We start from the raw sequence: 12,748 nt of genomic DNA, 5'->3' as shown, positions 1-12,748 counted from the left end.
ACGGAGTCAATCCTTTCGTGTGCTACGGATAAATACAAGCATGCTGGGGGCGAGTCTTCTGTTAAATACAAAAACGCTCAATCATTTAGGGAGTTCTTCTTATCTTACAGACGTCAATGGGATGCCGACGCATTATTATGAATATTTGCCTTTCGGCGAAATGATGGTGGAGCATAACAACAGTAACTTTGATAATATATATAAATTTAATGCCAAAGAATTAGACGAACAAACCGGTTATTATTACTACGGTGCGCGGTATTATAACCCAAGAACAAGTGTTTTCTTGAGTGTGGATCCGCTGGCGGAGCAGACTATGGAGCCGTATTTGTATACTGGTAACAACCCTATTATGTTCACTGACCCTACGGGAATGAGTAAGGAAGGTGGAGAAGATCACTGGGAGATTAAAAATGGTAAAGCTTATTTAATCGATACAGTAGGAGACGATATCCTTGTTAGGAACGAAGGAGATAAGGATTATAAATTATTATCTGAGTTTGATTTTACAAAAAGAATGGATGCAGCAAAGGATATAGTGTCTTATTATTCATCAGATTACAGTTTGTCAAGTGTAAATGGAGGGAGTTTTGAATTAGAACCTTCATATTTTAAAAATACAAGAAACGCAGAAAAGGCTGGGTTTTCAAAAGGCACCCAGATGTGGGTTCGTTTACAATTTAATAGCGGAGGTTTGTTTAGTTCCGATAAAGTTGATATTTCGGGAAAATTTATGCTTATTGATGGAAAGTTTGATTTTATGTTAAATAATAAGTATAATATGCAAAACACTATAGGGCACGAGTATAGGCATTTTTTAGATGATTTAGGTGTTAGAAGTAAAGTTAATTATGGATTTAATTACGGGGAATTGATAAAATCAAATTTTCTTGATAAACAAAATCTAGAACAACGTGCGATTCAGTATCAAAGGCAATTGCCTTCTTGGAATAATACTACAAATAATTATAAAAGAGCAATGGAATATTATTACGATTTAAATTCAAAATAGATGAAAAATTTAGTGTTATTGTCTATGTTTTTTTTTATTTCGTGTGGAAGTAAAACTGGAGAAGAATTCTTTTTTAAAGTTGATAGCTTGCCATTAAAAAATGATTATTCAGAACTGTTGTATGTTCAAGATGTTACTATGTTCTATTTAAATAAAAACAGAAAAGATAAGAATAGCATTTGTTTCACTGTTAAAATAGATCAATCGAGTATAAAAAATCAGTTTGAAAATATTAGGTTTAGATTATTTCATGGTAAAAACAGCTATGAATATGTATCAATGTTTCCGCCGACAGTCTCTGAAGAAGATACAGTTTTTATTTGTTTTAGTCAAGATGAGATGGAAGGAACTAAATTAGATTCTATTATTAACTCTATGGAGGAGGTTTATACAAATGAAAAAATACGAATCACAAAATATATTATTAAAGATGTCAAATTATATCTGTACTTTGAAAACAAAGATAGTACTGCCGTTCCATTAAGTAAAAAAACTTTGTTTTCATTTTATTTACGTGACAAAAGTATGTTAGATGTATATTAATTATGAAAATTGAGCAAAAGATAGATTTCAGCTATCCCCGCTAGAGCACGAAATGTAATTCGACGAACTCAATCCTTTCGTGTGGTGTGAATAAACAAAAAATCCCAACTTACGGTTGGGATTTTTTGTTTATATAGAAAGTTTTTTTGAGATTGGTTTTAAATATAAAAGCTTCGAGTAAGTCTTTTACGGTTGTTTTTTGATTCTCAGAGAGGTCTTGTGTTTTTACGAACAAGTTTAATAGTTCGTTTTCTTTAATGATGTTTTTTACTATTAAAATACTAGTATTTATAATTGAAAAGTTTATTTTTATAGCCAAGGAAATAGGTTCTTTGCAGATATGAAGTGACGCGCGAGGCAAAAATGGAGTAGAAGTGCTTCAACGTAGACCCGTTAGCGGAGCAGTTCCCAGGATGGACGCCGTACCACTATGTACACAACAATCCAATCAATATGATTGACCCTACAGGGATGAGTGCGGAACAATCTGGGGAAGGAAATCCAAAGAAGCAACCCTCATTGTTAGAATCTACTTTTGAAGGTATAAGTAGTACTTTAGATGAAATTGTTATTAGTGCAAAGAAAAGTGGTTTTTCAAGTGATAAGATTGCATCAGATTGGGAGAAGAATAAGGAAAAATCAGGGTATAATCACTTTAAAAACTGGTTTAAGGATAATTGGAATACACCACTTGTTCGAAATATGATATCAGATAGTTATACTATAGGTTTATCATCTAATGTTACTGCTTTTTTAGGTGTAGGTACTACACCTCTTAATTTTACTCTTTTAACAAGAGGTAAGGAACCTGGCTTATATCTTACACCAACAATAAATGCTGCTATTGGTGACGAAGTTGAGGCAAATGCAGGTATTACTTTTGGAAAAGGTTTTTATACAGGAAATCCAGGCTCTATTGATTGAAGGATGCTACAAGGTCATAGTTTTGGTGCTTCAGGAGGATTAGGTGTTTTTTTAGATGCGTCAATAGGAGCTTCTTATGCCCCATTAGATATAAGTAATCCTTTTGGAAAAAGCGGGGGATTTATAAGTATATCTGGTCAAGTTGGTTTAGGTATTCAAGGTAGTCCTGCTTCAGTAATTAATATACAAGGAAATTATCAATATACTCCAATTGTCACTCAAATTTTTAAATTTTAATAATATGAAGACTAAAAACGTCTGGCGACTATATCCTTTAATGATACTTATCGGTATTTTTATATATTTTTATTTTATAGGTAAGGATAATAGAACAAAGTTTTATGAGAGTAAAATAAATGAAAAAGTAATAGATAGTAGTGATTGGCAAAAACGAACCATAGAATATTATTTAGAAAATGGTTTATCAATAAATATTACAGTTTTAGATAGTATTGATCTAAAAGTTGGTGATTCTATATCTAAAAAAACTAATACTAATGAATTTAAAACATACAGAAAGAATACATTAGGGAATTATGAGTATTATAATAAATATAATTTAGAGTAGTTAAAAGATAATTCCTGATTATGTGAACATTTAAATAAACAAACCCGCTAGTCATTAGATTAGTGAGTTTATTGTTTTATCGAATAGCTAGAATTAATTTATTACTTAGCAAATGCTTTTTTTGTTTTAAAATTTTGGATGTAGGTATCAATGACATTGAATAAAATATTTTTAGTCTCGTCGTCCATTTTTATGGATATCGTTGATACGTTCTACTGTTTCTTTGTCGTAAGTAGCGTTTTCACCTTCTCCGATTAAAAAGTCAACGGTTACATCAAAAGCCCTCGCCATTTTAACGACCATTTCAGTTGTTTTTTGCCCTTCAGTGAGGTCTTGTGTTTTTATTAATAGACTTAAGAATTCCTGTTGTCTGTTAGTTTTTTTCTGTTATAAGACTAGTATTTATGATTGAAAAGTTTATTTTTATGGTAGCAATGAAGTGACGCGCGAGGCAAAGATAAAGTAGAAGTGATTCAATGTGGATCCGTTAGCGGAGCAGTTTCCAGGATGGACACCCTACCATTATGTACACAACAATCCAATTAATTTGATTGACCCAACGGGGATGAGTGCGCAGGAAAGTGATGGGTGGATTGTCAAGGACAATACGACGGAGGCTACATACGACCCTAAGTATGATGGCACAAATACTCCTGAAGGACATTATTACGGAACAGCATTCGAATTAGAAGGCACTGTTTATAATGCTGATGGTTCTACGGAATCATCAGGAGGAGGGATATCAGATTGCGTGAGTTGTCATCATACTACGACTCTTGGAAATGGTACAGCTAATAATTCTCCATACGAACGTTATACGATTTGGGGATATAATAGAACAGGCGGAGATGATGAGAAATCTATGCGCGGTCAGAATGTGAATGCGATAAGTTTTAGAGTTTCTGATGGCTCACTTATAGGAGCCGGTGGAGCTAGTTTAAAAGGACTAAATAGCATATCTCAGTTTGCACAAATTTTGCAAAATTTGACCAGTGCAACTTCTGGTGCTGTGGCTTTAGGTGAAGATCCAAATATTAAGAAATTTGTTAAATATGTGATTTTATACAATGGACTTAATCCTGATTCAGTTCAAGTTCCCATGACTAATGATTAATTAAATAGATTCAAAGACACTGGGAGTGCTTCTGGAAGTAAATTTAGAGATTCATTACGTGATAAATATATGGATTTCAATGCAGCAAAAATATATGAAGATGCTAAAAAATAACAATTTTTTTATAATAATGATTGTTTTACAAATTCTCATATCTTGTAAAGGAAATTTAGACTTTCCAACCGGATTTCATGATGTAGACAATAAATATAAATTCGGTAAAAAATTGATTGTGCAAGACGATTCTTTGTCACAGTTGATAACGTGGTTTTATATACCAAATTCTGATTCTATCTATTCCGTTATAAATGATTCTAAAAATCACGTTTCAAGAGGATGGCTTTATAAAAAAACTGCTGTCGGTGATTGGCTTTACGAAAATTCTGATAAAAATAGCTTAGATAGTATTGTGAATTATATTACGTATTGTGAAAATGTAAATAAGAACACTGTAAAAAAATACGTAAATAACACCTTAAATTTTGAAAAGGGAAATTTTTATAATATGGAGTCTCAATCGGAAATAAATAAATTGAATAAACCGACAAATATAACTATGAAATTGTTTTTTGATCATAAATTATATGAAGAATGTTTGCAAGTTTACCTTTTTAAAGAAAAACATCGTATTAGAGATTTTTGTAATTATAATCAATACTCCAGAGATAGTATGCCTGTTGTTGATAATCTAATAAATTTAAGAATTACTCCGACAAGTTTTGGACGTAATACGGTACAAGGATATTATTTATTATTGAATAAAGGAGTAAGTAAAAATAGAATGTTTACTGTGAGCCCGGTTTTTTTTGATATCATTTTGGATGTTGAAGGATGATAAACCTTCGCTATCGCACGAAATCGAAGATTCGATGAAGTTAATCCTTTGGTGTGCTACGAAAGGAAGTATTTAACTAACGCTACTGCGCGAGTCTTCTCGTGTAGATTATTTCAAGTACAAAAACTCTCGATGCTATTGGGAGTTTTTGTATTTCCATACCTCGTATTTGTTTACTTTGAAAGAACTTGACAAAGAAATGGGAATGTATTATTACGGTGCGCGTTATTACGATCCGAAGACGAGTATATTTGTGAGTGTGGATCCGTTAGCGGAGCAGTTCCCCGGATGGACTCCATACCATTATGTTCACAACAATCCAATTAATCTCATTGACCCGACGGGGATGTCTGCGGAGGAAAGTGATGGGTGGATAAAAGATAATGTGACAGGTGCAATATCAAATGATACAAATGCAACAGGACAAAGTAGTACTCCTAAAGGTTCTACCTATTTATGTGAAGAATGTAGTTTTTCGGATTTATCATTTCAGACCTTTAATTCGAGCGAGTATTTAAAAGGAGATAATTTGAATGGAGATGGTAGTCGAAATTCGACGACTCAAATGGGAGAGATTTTTATATCTGCTAAAAATTCAACAGATTTATCTACAGTAGGGAAAAATCTATTGGGACTTACATATCCGGGAGGGAATAATCCAAGAACGAATGAAGGGGCATTTAGTTATTCTTATGTACCTTCTAATTTATCAGAGTTTCCTGCGATTGGACACGATAGAAGATATGATAATCTTGGAATAGAAGGATTAAAAGGGTTGTTAACAGATCCAAGGGCAATCGGAGCAGATTGGAGATTTGTAAGAGAGGAGCTTGCTATTGCAGTTTTAGCTCCAGATCCTAAAACAAAAATTTATGCTGGAACGTTAGGAATTGGTCTAGGGCTACTAGCGTCATCAAAAAACCAAAGAGCTTTGTTTTCTAAAAATGGACTAAGGAACATTAAGTATTGGTATGATATTTCGAATGTGGGAGTTTCCAATAAACCTTCAAAAAATCAATAGATGAAAAAGTATATTTTAATATTAATACCAATTATTCTGGTTATTTTATTCGTATTATATATTGGATTTAATATACAACCAGGAAGTTATGTGTTTTCGAAGAAATATGAATTTAAGCTTTCTGAATCAACATTGATTGAGAGTATTCATAAATTAAAGCAAGTAGATTCTAGTCTAGTTGTTCCAGAAGATTATCAAACTAAAGAAGGTCGGAGAGAAGATCGTCATTGGTACTATTTCTATGTTTTTGACTCAAATAAAGAAAGGGTTTATTTTTGTTGGGTAAGGAGTAAAACAAATTCTATTACCACATTGGCTTTAATTTCTATTAGAGAACCGACAGGTAAATGGAAGGCTTTTGGACGAGATTTTACTAAGGAGGAAGAAAAATTAGAAATTAAAGAATTTGAAAATAATTTTTTAAATGAGCTTAAGAAAATGGGGAATTCGGAGGGAAATTGATTTAATCTAAAAGCTCCCCGCTGGCGGAGAGTGCACCAAACTGGACACCGTACCGTTATAGCTTTAATAATCCTAATTAATTTCATTGACCCTGATGGCCGATTTGAAACTAAAGCAGAAGCTAAGGATTGGGCAAAAGAAAGAGGTACTAAAACTAGTTGGTTCAGGAATCATAAAATATCGGAGTCGGATGGAGTCTGGTCTTTAAATAATACTTTTATCTTATATGATTTTTATAAAAAGAAATAATGAAACACTATTCGAAATTAGGGTTATTTGTTTTAATAATTCTTGTTCCAATTTGTATTTGGATGCAAAAAAAAGCAATAGAAAGGGGTAAAGAATTTTTTTTGAAGTTTTATTCGGCTGAAATCAATTCGCCACTAGAAGCTGTCAGAATTGTCAATCACGGTGCTGGTATATCTTTAAAAGACGGGCAAGAGTTTGTTTTTTACCCTTATACAAATAAAGTTTTGAATGATAACGATATATTTGATTATACCGCAGAAAAGGGTGATATTATCATTAAACCTGCGTATTCGGATACGCTTTTTCTTATAAAAAAGGACGTAAAAAGAGCGTATCTTTTTAAGAAATTTTAAAGAAACGAATCCTCGCTACCGCACGAAATGAAATTCGACAGAGTTAATCCCTTTGTGTGGAACGGATAAATACAAGAATGCTGGGGGCGAGTCCTCGATTAAATACAAAAACGCCCAATCATTTAGGCAGTTCTTCTTATCTTACAGACGTCAATGGGATGCCGACGCATTATTATGAATATTTGCCTTTCGGCGAAATAATGGTGGAGCATAACAACAGTAACTTTGATAGTATATATAAATTTAGTGCCAAAGAATTAGACGAACAAACCGGTTATTATTACTACGGTGCTCGGTATTATAACCCAAGAACAAGTGTTTTCTTGAGCGTAGACCCGTTAGCGGAGCAAACGATGGAAGCCTATTCCTATGTAGGAAACAACCCGATTAACTTTACGGACCCTACGGGGATGAGTAAGGAAGGTGGAGAAAGTATTGGAGTAAGAAAAATCGGAGAGGGAAAATATGAAGTGGTAAGTGGAAAAGCAGATGGAGATAAGAGTATATATTTAGCTGATTCAAAAGGGCATTATAATAAAAAATCTGAAAAGATAGGAGAATCATTGACAGAGTATTCTTTTTTAACAGAAGAAGGAAAAGCTGTTAAAGGGGCTGTGATTAATACTTATGATACTTCTGGAATTGACTTTTTAAATAATGAAGTTGTAAATAATTCCAGTTTGACACAATTAGATTATATGCCTAATGCAACTGGCGGTAAACATTATGATTTTAAGGCAAGAGGTAGAAATGAATTACCTACTACCCAATGGAATAAACATCATTATAGAGGAATGTTATTCCAAGGTGTTGATAATATGTCGGAAAGTAATAGTGGAAAAACTATTTTTGCTTCTGCAAGAGATATTGGAAACGTTGGAGCTGGTTATTTTGCTGCTTCTAAAGGGTGGAATTGGAGTGATACAAGGAGTGCGTTTGGTGGATTGCAAAAATGGCAACAGTTAAACCCTTTTGCTACAGAGGGAAAACCATCTCAATATGCCCAAAAAGTAGGACACACAGCTGGATATAGAATTTGGGGACAAAAGAATCCTATGCAATATAGAAATAGACAAAGAAATGGATTGAATTAATTATGAAGAAGTATATTAAATCAGCCGGTTATGTTATATTATTTTTTTTATTTATTTGCTTTGCGATTGACCAAAGTCGAAGTTTCTATAAACTTGAAGACGGTAAAGAAGTAACTGTTTGGAAAAGAATTGGAGGAATATGTTATGTGATTCCTTATAAATATTATGGTATTGTTAAGCCATCAAGCTGTGCCATTGAGACAGTTAATACAGGTGGTATAACTTTAATATGGTATAATAGAAAATTGATTGTTAATACGGATTCAAAAATGAAAATAATTAACAACGGAGATTGTATATTAGAAGATTATATGAATAAAAAAGATGAGAATGATTCAATATTCTTATACAGTGATAATGGAACTGATAAGCTAAAATCTGATTTAAAATATTTAAGTATTTATATTTTAGATAATTCAGTGTATTCTAACAAATAACCCCAGCTACCGCACGAATCCTTCCATAAATCCGCAACTGACTGTTAATAAAAAAGGTAAATATTTAATATTCAATTCTTTGTGCTCTTATTGTAATCACCTAAATTGGTGATACTTAATAAGCAGATATGAAGATATTGAATTCCAATGGGATTTCGGCCTTTGGCGGCTTGAATTTTGTTATTGCAGAACTCGATAATAAAGAGATTGGAAAGACTCTTAATGAAACCCTGCCCAAATTGGGAGCCCAGAGTAAATATAATTGGAGAGATTTACTCTATAGTTATTGGTCTGTATTCTTTTGTGGTGGTGACTGTGCAGAAGATTTGTCAAGTAACTTTAAACCTAACTTTTCCCAATCGCCAAAGCTTAAAATTCCCAGTCCCGACAGGGTTTTGAACCAAGTAGTAGAAGCGAACAAAATAAAATCCGAATTGGCAAAGGCTGGGATTAGTGTAAATGATATTTATGATTTAGTAAATACTGATAAGCCATATACAACCGCAATACCTGTTTTACTTAATTTATTACAAGAAGGAATAGAACATATTGGTATTAAAGAAGGCATTGTAAGAGCATTAGCAGTAAAGGAAGCAATCGGAAAAGCAAGTCCTGTTTTAATAGCAGAATACAACCGAACACCTAAAGATAAAACGCTTTTGCGTTGGGCAATTGGAAACACAATCTACACAACGATTACAGAAAATGACGTTGAAAGTATATTGCCGATAGTCCAAGACAAAACAAATGGAATGTCAAGGCAGATGTTTGTTGCCGCTTTAGGGAAAGTGAAGTCTGAAAAAGCAGAAAATGTTTTAATTAATTTGCTTGATGATGAAGAAGTAACGCCCCACGCTTTAGAAGCATTGGGCAGAATGAAATCAAGCAAGGCAAGGGAGAAAATAACAATGTTGACCAACCACCCTAAAGCCTTAATAAGAAAGGAAGCTCTAAAAGCATTGAAGAAAGTATCATAACATCAAGCCCGGCATTTACATCAAAGAAATTTTGCTTGCTTTGATAAAGTGGTCAACGGTAGTGAGCAGGCATTCCTTTTCCTTTTCGGGGAGGGTTGCAATATCCTGAAACCTCTTTAACATAGCGGGATCTTTAAACAGGTCGGCCTGTTCGTTTTCGCCCAACAGGTAGCCCACCGTAGTATCTAAAATCTTAGCCAGCTTTTTGGCAGCCTCAATAGACGGCACTGCTTCCCCACGTTCGTATTTGGATGCGGTGGTGACGTATTCCAATTTTAGTTGCAAAGACATCTTGCAGTATTCTTTGTTCAATTGAAAAAAAAGTTTATTTTTATAGAGAAGGAAATAGATTTTTTGCAGATAGGAAGTGACGCGCGAGGCAAAAATGGAGTAGAAGTGGTTCAACGTAGACCCGTTAGCGGAACAGTTCTCAGGATGGACGCCATACCACTATGTACATAACAACTCTGTCAATCTGATTGACCCAACCGGGATGATTGCGGAGAATTATGACCCTCCCGCAGAAGGGAATTTTGCAAATGGGACGGTTCATACAGATAAAACAGGAAGTTGGACATACAATGATGGTATTTGGGGAGACAATAGTGGTGGTGGAAATGATTTTCTAGGAGGAATCTCTATTGATGCAACAGATGGGAATTCTAATTTAGCTAATGTGGTAACTGCAGGACAGTTGGGCGGTGGTGCAGCAGCAGGTATATTGGGGGAATTAAGTAGTAAGTATATGGAGCAGTCTTTTTATAATATGGGAGATGCTTCAAATGCTTCAAATTTACTGCGGATGAATAATTCGAATTATCAAGGACCAGGTGTTGGTACATATGCCTCTGGATATCAAGAATCAATGCGGAGTATAAAAAATTTGAAGACAGGATTAAATCTAATGTCAAAAGGATTGGATTTAGCAGGATATGCAGATGGAACTATAAATATATATAAAGGTAATTATGCTTCAGGAGCACATTTTATTGGAAATAATGCTTTAGGAATAGAAATAGGAACCAAATTAGGATGGGGATATGGACTCTTATATAGTGCTTCGTATACTTTGTTTGAGAATACACTACCAAAGAGTGAGCTATACAATAGAGCTGTTTTTGGAACAAATTCTCCTACTTATAAATCAAGGAGGCACAATTGGACAGAGTCCAAACTTATACCTTAACAATAAAATAATTATAAATGGGAATTATTGGCGTTATTAGAAGTTTTTGGTTAGATTTTTTTGCAGCTTATTATCAACAATTAATGAGGAATGCAAAGTATGAAACCCCATTGAGCATTGTCATACATACAACGTTTGTTCAGGCTGTCAATTGCACCACTTTATTGGTTTTAATAATGCATTTTTTATTTTCAACTATTAGGTTGAATTATATCTTTTTTATTTCACCGATGATAGTATTAATTGTTATTAACTCATACTATTTTTATTATAAATTAAATGATGTAGAAAGAGATTTGTTATTAAATAGAAAACCTAAGTATAAAGTATTTATATATACTTTGTATAGTTTGCTCTCAACAGTCTTTTTTGTTTTCGCTCTAATTATGGCTTCTAAAGTATAAGAGTTATAAAGTGTTAGTATATGAATTAAGTAAACTCTTTTAATGAAGGTGATATTCCCCACTACGGCACGAATTCTTTCGCCTGGTCATTAACAACAAAAAATCTCGAAGGGATGCCGACGCATTATTATGAATATTTGCCTTTCGGCGAAATGATGGTGGAGCATAACAACAGTAACTTTGATAATATATATAAATTTAATGCCAAAGAATTAGACGAACAAACCGGTTATTATTACTACGGTGCTCGGTATTATAACCCAAGAACAAGTGTTTTCTTGAGCGTAGACCCGTTAGCGGAGAAGTATCCTAGTTATTCTCCCTACATCTATACATTTAATGATCCTATTAATTATATTGATCCTGATGGTCGGGATGGGATACGCGTAATTGATAGGCAAAATAGAACTATTACTATCAAGGCCGTATATTATGTTCAAACAGAAGCTAGGGCTACACAAAGTGGACAATTACCTGGATATAGTCCGGCACAGATTGAAAGTATGAGTATTCAGATAAATACTTGGTTTAATGAACAAAATTTATCAGTTACGGAAGGAGATTATGCGGGATACAGCATTAAATTTGATTTAAGTTTCAAGGACGGTGGAAGTTCGCTTCAAACTAAAATAAAAGCAAATGCAGAGCAATTTGAAGGGTACAGTATTGGTAATAGTTTGGAGAGAGGAAATGAGGATTCTCATAGAAATGTGTTTAAAGTTAGGATAAATCAAGAAGGTACTATGTTAGAAACAGGCGGTGTTACAGAAAGGAAAAAATCAATAATGATGAATTCAAAACATGATAATAGCATTAATAGAATTCATGAAGTAGGACATACTTTGGGATTAGATGACAATATACGAACAGGAAATACAGGAGGTTTAATGGAATATCCTCCTGAGAGGATGACTCGAAAAGAAGCGAACCAATTAGGGAATGGTAGTTTTTTACCTAAAGTCGAATAGTTATGATAAGAATTTGCTATGCTTTAGTACTGTCATTTTTTATGTGTTATTTTTCAGGATGTAACTCATATTATAAAATTAATGCTAAGAAGGAAGTTGGAAATGCTCTTAAGTATTTGGTTGTGGTTACGGTTTCTTCAAAAGCAAATGGAGATATAATGATGATGAATGGAGTAGGGAGTAAAAAGAAATTGTCAATGTTAAGTAAAAAAAGTATTGATGATTTTTTTAAAACTTTTTACAATAATTATGCATATTCTCCATTAATGATAGATTTGGAAAATGGATACAAAGAATTTGTTAATTGTTTTGGGTATGATATGAGTTGGTATAATGAGTATTATATTAATGACTTAACAAAAGACCCGGAGTCAATCTCGGAAATAGAATTAGGAGATGGGTTTTATGTTAGTATGGAATTTTATAGGCTATTAGATGGTATTGAGATAAAATATGTGCAAATCGATTTAGGACATTGTCTTTATGATATTTCTTTAGAGATTGATTATGAAAAAAAGATAAGTATTGTAAAAAAGGTTGCATTGTTTTTGGATAAGAACCAGGATGCTACACCCCTGCTAGTGCACGAAGAATAAAAATA

At 33.4% G+C, this 12,748-nt stretch carries 18 protein-coding genes; 16 read left to right on the top strand and 2 right to left on the bottom strand.

Features of this window, described 5'->3' with window-relative positions; genetic code table 11:
* Positions 1-40 precede the first annotated feature (40 nt).
* From ACQZ43_RS01875 to ACQZ43_RS01855, 5 genes are all read left to right on the top strand, one after another.
* The gene (locus ACQZ43_RS01875) at positions 41-1,012 is read left to right on the top strand and encodes an RHS repeat-associated core domain-containing protein (RefSeq protein ID WP_430614148.1); all 972 of its coding nucleotides are present in this window, start codon (positions 41-43) and stop codon (positions 1,010-1,012) included.
* On the top strand, positions 1,013-1,555 hold the full coding sequence (locus ACQZ43_RS01870; RefSeq protein ID WP_430614128.1) for a hypothetical protein: 543 nt from the start codon (positions 1,013-1,015) through the stop codon (positions 1,553-1,555).
* A 453-nt stretch (positions 1,556-2,008) separates the two neighbouring features.
* Positions 2,009-2,479 (top strand): hypothetical protein, encoded by a 471-nt coding sequence (locus ACQZ43_RS01865; protein WP_430614147.1) that lies wholly within the window; start codon positions 2,009-2,011, stop codon positions 2,477-2,479.
* Between the two features lie 3 nt (positions 2,480-2,482).
* Positions 2,483-2,716 (top strand): hypothetical protein, encoded by a 234-nt coding sequence (locus ACQZ43_RS01860; protein ID WP_430614146.1) that lies wholly within the window; start codon positions 2,483-2,485, stop codon positions 2,714-2,716.
* A 4-nt stretch (positions 2,717-2,720) separates the two neighbouring features.
* Positions 2,721-3,047, top strand: a complete 327-nt coding sequence (locus tag ACQZ43_RS01855; protein ID WP_430614145.1) for a hypothetical protein — start codon at positions 2,721-2,723, stop codon at positions 3,045-3,047.
* Between the two features lie 171 nt (positions 3,048-3,218).
* Here the strand turns inward: ACQZ43_RS01855 and ACQZ43_RS01850 are convergent, their stop codons facing one another.
* Positions 3,219-3,350 (bottom strand): hypothetical protein, encoded by a 132-nt coding sequence (locus tag ACQZ43_RS01850; protein WP_430614144.1) that lies wholly within the window; start codon positions 3,348-3,350, stop codon positions 3,219-3,221.
* Positions 3,351-3,612: 262 nt separating this feature from the next.
* Between ACQZ43_RS01850 and ACQZ43_RS01845 the strand changes: the two genes are divergently transcribed.
* The 8 genes from ACQZ43_RS01845 (at position 3,613) to ACQZ43_RS01810 (ending at position 9,589) form a co-directional block, all read left to right on the top strand.
* Positions 3,613-4,161, top strand: coding sequence for a hypothetical protein (locus ACQZ43_RS01845; protein WP_430614143.1), 549 nt, complete (start codon positions 3,613-3,615; stop codon positions 4,159-4,161).
* 100 nt (positions 4,162-4,261) lie between these two features.
* Positions 4,262-4,996 carry a hypothetical protein gene (locus ACQZ43_RS01840; RefSeq protein WP_430614142.1) on the top strand — a complete coding sequence of 245 codons (735 nt, stop codon included), beginning with the start codon at positions 4,262-4,264 and terminating at the stop codon, positions 4,994-4,996.
* Between the two features lie 178 nt (positions 4,997-5,174).
* Positions 5,175-6,017: an RHS repeat-associated core domain-containing protein gene (locus tag ACQZ43_RS01835; protein ID WP_430614141.1), complete on the top strand. Its 843-nt coding sequence runs from the start codon at positions 5,175-5,177 to the stop codon at positions 6,015-6,017.
* Positions 6,018-6,479, top strand: coding sequence for a hypothetical protein (locus tag ACQZ43_RS01830; RefSeq protein WP_430614140.1), 462 nt, complete (start codon positions 6,018-6,020; stop codon positions 6,477-6,479). It begins immediately after the preceding gene.
* A 248-nt stretch (positions 6,480-6,727) separates the two neighbouring features.
* Complete coding sequence (locus ACQZ43_RS01825) at positions 6,728-7,081, top strand: hypothetical protein (protein WP_430614139.1); 354 nt, start codon at positions 6,728-6,730, stop codon at positions 7,079-7,081.
* Positions 7,082-7,137: 56 nt separating this feature from the next.
* On the top strand, positions 7,138-8,175 hold the full coding sequence (locus ACQZ43_RS01820; protein WP_430614137.1) for an RHS repeat domain-containing protein: 1,038 nt from the start codon (positions 7,138-7,140) through the stop codon (positions 8,173-8,175).
* 2 nt (positions 8,176-8,177) lie between these two features.
* Positions 8,178-8,612: a hypothetical protein gene (locus ACQZ43_RS01815; protein ID WP_430613538.1), complete on the top strand. Its 435-nt coding sequence runs from the start codon at positions 8,178-8,180 to the stop codon at positions 8,610-8,612.
* Between the two features lie 128 nt (positions 8,613-8,740).
* Positions 8,741-9,589: a HEAT repeat domain-containing protein gene (locus tag ACQZ43_RS01810; protein WP_430614136.1), complete on the top strand. Its 849-nt coding sequence runs from the start codon at positions 8,741-8,743 to the stop codon at positions 9,587-9,589.
* 15 nt (positions 9,590-9,604) lie between these two features.
* Here ACQZ43_RS01810 and ACQZ43_RS01805 read toward each other — a convergent pair whose 3' ends face one another.
* Positions 9,605-9,880: a helix-turn-helix domain-containing protein gene (locus ACQZ43_RS01805; RefSeq protein WP_430614135.1), complete on the bottom strand. Its 276-nt coding sequence runs from the start codon at positions 9,878-9,880 to the stop codon at positions 9,605-9,607.
* Between the two features lie 202 nt (positions 9,881-10,082).
* Between ACQZ43_RS01805 and ACQZ43_RS01800 the strand changes: the two genes are divergently transcribed.
* The 3 genes from ACQZ43_RS01800 (at position 10,083) to ACQZ43_RS01790 (ending at position 12,743) form a co-directional block, all read left to right on the top strand.
* Complete coding sequence (locus ACQZ43_RS01800; protein ID WP_430614134.1) at positions 10,083-10,775, top strand: hypothetical protein; 693 nt, start codon at positions 10,083-10,085, stop codon at positions 10,773-10,775.
* Positions 10,776-11,292: 517 nt separating this feature from the next.
* The gene (locus ACQZ43_RS01795; protein WP_430614133.1) at positions 11,293-12,147 is read left to right on the top strand and encodes an RHS repeat domain-containing protein; all 855 of its coding nucleotides are present in this window, start codon (positions 11,293-11,295) and stop codon (positions 12,145-12,147) included.
* Positions 12,148-12,149: 2 nt separating this feature from the next.
* The gene (locus ACQZ43_RS01790; protein ID WP_430614132.1) at positions 12,150-12,743 is read left to right on the top strand and encodes a hypothetical protein; all 594 of its coding nucleotides are present in this window, start codon (positions 12,150-12,152) and stop codon (positions 12,741-12,743) included.
* The last annotated feature ends 5 nt before the right edge of the window (positions 12,744-12,748 follow it).

It is taken from the genome of Flavobacterium sp. JP2137 (assembly GCF_050562195.1).
Taxonomy (GTDB): domain Bacteria; phylum Bacteroidota; class Bacteroidia; order Flavobacteriales; family Flavobacteriaceae; genus Flavobacterium.
This window is presented reverse-complemented; position numbering and strand designations above follow the sequence as displayed.

Bases quoted from the DNA above. Each gene is read 5' to 3' on its own strand.
- ACQZ43_RS01795 (WP_430614133.1), top strand. From the start codon at position 11,293: ATGCCGACGCATTATTATGAATATTTGCCTTTCGGCGAAATGATGGTG.
- ACQZ43_RS01875 (WP_430614148.1), top strand. From the start codon at position 41: ATGCTGGGGGCGAGTCTTCTGTTAAATACAAAAACGCTCAATCATTTA.
- ACQZ43_RS01840 (WP_430614142.1), top strand. From the start codon at position 4,262: ATGCTAAAAAATAACAATTTTTTTATAATAATGATTGTTTTACAAATT.
- ACQZ43_RS01810 (WP_430614136.1), top strand. From the start codon at position 8,741: ATGAAGATATTGAATTCCAATGGGATTTCGGCCTTTGGCGGCTTGAAT.
- ACQZ43_RS01800 (WP_430614134.1), top strand. From the start codon at position 10,083: ATGATTGCGGAGAATTATGACCCTCCCGCAGAAGGGAATTTTGCAAAT.
- ACQZ43_RS01825 (WP_430614139.1), top strand. From the start codon at position 6,728: ATGAAACACTATTCGAAATTAGGGTTATTTGTTTTAATAATTCTTGTT.
- ACQZ43_RS01870 (WP_430614128.1), top strand. From the start codon at position 1,013: ATGAAAAATTTAGTGTTATTGTCTATGTTTTTTTTTATTTCGTGTGGA.
- ACQZ43_RS01845 (WP_430614143.1), top strand. From the start codon at position 3,613: ATGAGTGCGCAGGAAAGTGATGGGTGGATTGTCAAGGACAATACGACG.
- ACQZ43_RS01805 (WP_430614135.1), bottom strand. From the start codon at position 9,880: ATGTCTTTGCAACTAAAATTGGAATACGTCACCACCGCATCCAAATAC.
- ACQZ43_RS01830 (WP_430614140.1), top strand. From the start codon at position 6,018: ATGAAAAAGTATATTTTAATATTAATACCAATTATTCTGGTTATTTTA.
- ACQZ43_RS01855 (WP_430614145.1), top strand. From the start codon at position 2,721: ATGAAGACTAAAAACGTCTGGCGACTATATCCTTTAATGATACTTATC.
- ACQZ43_RS01815 (WP_430613538.1), top strand. From the start codon at position 8,178: ATGAAGAAGTATATTAAATCAGCCGGTTATGTTATATTATTTTTTTTA.
- ACQZ43_RS01865 (WP_430614147.1), top strand. From the start codon at position 2,009: ATGATTGACCCTACAGGGATGAGTGCGGAACAATCTGGGGAAGGAAAT.
- ACQZ43_RS01790 (WP_430614132.1), top strand. From the start codon at position 12,150: ATGATAAGAATTTGCTATGCTTTAGTACTGTCATTTTTTATGTGTTAT.
- ACQZ43_RS01860 (WP_430614146.1), top strand. From the start codon at position 2,483: ATGCTACAAGGTCATAGTTTTGGTGCTTCAGGAGGATTAGGTGTTTTT.
- ACQZ43_RS01850 (WP_430614144.1), bottom strand. From the start codon at position 3,350: ATGGTCGTTAAAATGGCGAGGGCTTTTGATGTAACCGTTGACTTTTTA.